The organism is Haloferula rosea (assembly GCF_016595525.1).
GTDB classification, from domain to species: domain Bacteria; phylum Verrucomicrobiota; class Verrucomicrobiia; order Verrucomicrobiales; family Akkermansiaceae; genus Haloferula; species Haloferula rosea.
Window position 1 is genome coordinate 1 of record NZ_JAENII010000038.1, and the last position, 1,603, is coordinate 1,603.

Sequence of the window (1,603 nt, forward strand, 5' to 3'; positions counted from 1 at the left end):
CCGAATTGTAATAGATGAAACCGATGATACCGCCGAAGACTGATCCGAGCTTAACTACTCCATGGCTAAATGCTTTCATGATTTTTCAGCCCAACGTCTCAGTGAAGACGCGCGAGCACAAGGCCGGGCGTCGAGGAAATGGGAACGGTGCAAGCCGCGCGAGTAGCGTTCAACAAGGCGGCGGTTGAGCGTCGATCTTCCATGACTTGTTGTGCTTGCGTCTTATGGGGTGGATATCCACTTCTGTATCGCTCTCCGTGCCGCCGTCTCCTTGGACTGGTCGACGTATACTCGAGGGTCACCCGAAGCGCTGTAGCGAACGGTAATAAGGGAAACTCCCAGCTCCTCGTTCAGAACGCCGGCAAGGTCGGTCAATTCGCTTAGATTTGTTGCTTCAACAGGGATTGCAACAACGCCTTGACGAATGAGATGCGCGTGCTCCGACCACTCCGCACCCAGATCTGGGCGACCGGCAATGTCGGCTATTCTCGCAGATCCTGCCAGGTAGTCTGCTGCAGAACTTCCGGACCTGCCCTCGAGGCTCCACTGAATCAGTAACGGCGAGGCGGCGACTGTTACCAGCATGCAGCACAGCCCCACTCTCAAAAGCACCGTCGCAGTCTTCCTTTTCATGGCACAACGTCAAAGCTCACAGAATCCCTGACCGGGAGCGAGCGTTGATCTCAGGGTTGAGGGTTGAATGGCCATGGAAATTTCGACTCGGAGCGGGTCAGGGGTTCTGTGCAGCGACTTGTTCTGCCTTGGTTTTATTCTTCCGGTCTACATCACTGAGCATGGAGCACGACACCCGCTGGCGGAAACTCCGGAGCATTATCTGCCAATGAGTTGGTAGACTCCGCAACGGGAAACTCCGCCGACCCCAGTCCACTCGACAGGGTCAGTCTCGAAGGTGATTCGTCAGTATCCGTGTGAGAAATAAGCTGAAGCCCGCTTCCTGCGGTGCTCCAACGCCCGAACGAGCCCCGCTCAATCCAGCCAGTCTCGCCTGATGGCAAGGCTCTCGAAACCTTAACGACGTAGTAGTCAGGGCGATAAAGGCTAAGATGAAATGTGATCTCACTCCACTGACCCGAAATCCGCGCGACTCGACGCCAAGGTGCCGATCGCAGGGCCTCGACCAGCATCATCGGAATCGCAAAAAGTAACGCCCAGAATCCAATATCGAGAAGTAGTCCACAGATCGCATAAGGTCGCAGCGCGGGATGAAGCGCAAAGCCGACTGCCAAGAGTAAGCCTCCAAGCGGAGGAACCATCGAGTGATTCTTCTTCGTAACCAGCGATGAAACCAGGCACGCCCAGTTCATGACGGCGAAGAAGCCGCCAATGATGATCAATGCTATCGCTGCTACTGGCATCGGCTATTTCTTGGCAGAACGTCGAAGCGCTGCCGACCCGAACTTTATGGCGGCCAGCGCAATTCACTCATGAGTCTCTACCACCTGAGGGCTCGCGCAACAAGGCCGCTGATAGGGGTCGGTCAGCCGCGCCTTGTGTGTGCCCAGCATGGGCGCGTTGTAAATGGGGTTCAAGTCCCCTGTAGGAATACCAGAAATGAAACGAAACTACCATCTGAAGCCAACTC

2 protein-coding genes are annotated in these 1,603 nt (G+C 55.5%); both read right to left on the minus strand.

Translation table 11 applies throughout. The features are described from left to right. Positions 1–222: 222 nt before the first annotated feature. Positions 223–633 (minus strand): hypothetical protein, encoded by a 411-nt coding sequence (locus JIN81_RS18725; protein ID WP_200283602.1) that lies wholly within the window; start codon positions 631–633, stop codon positions 223–225. 152 nt (positions 634–785) lie between these two features. Then, complete coding sequence (locus JIN81_RS19195) at positions 786–1,376, minus strand: hypothetical protein (protein WP_234045590.1); 591 nt, start codon at positions 1,374–1,376, stop codon at positions 786–788. Positions 1,377–1,603 lie beyond the last annotated feature (227 nt).

Bases quoted from the DNA above. Each gene is read 5' to 3' on its own strand.
- JIN81_RS18725 (WP_200283602.1), bottom strand. From the start codon at position 633: ATGAAAAGGAAGACTGCGACGGTGCTTTTGAGAGTGGGGCTGTGCTGC.
- JIN81_RS19195 (WP_234045590.1), bottom strand. From the start codon at position 1,376: ATGCCAGTAGCAGCGATAGCATTGATCATCATTGGCGGCTTCTTCGCC.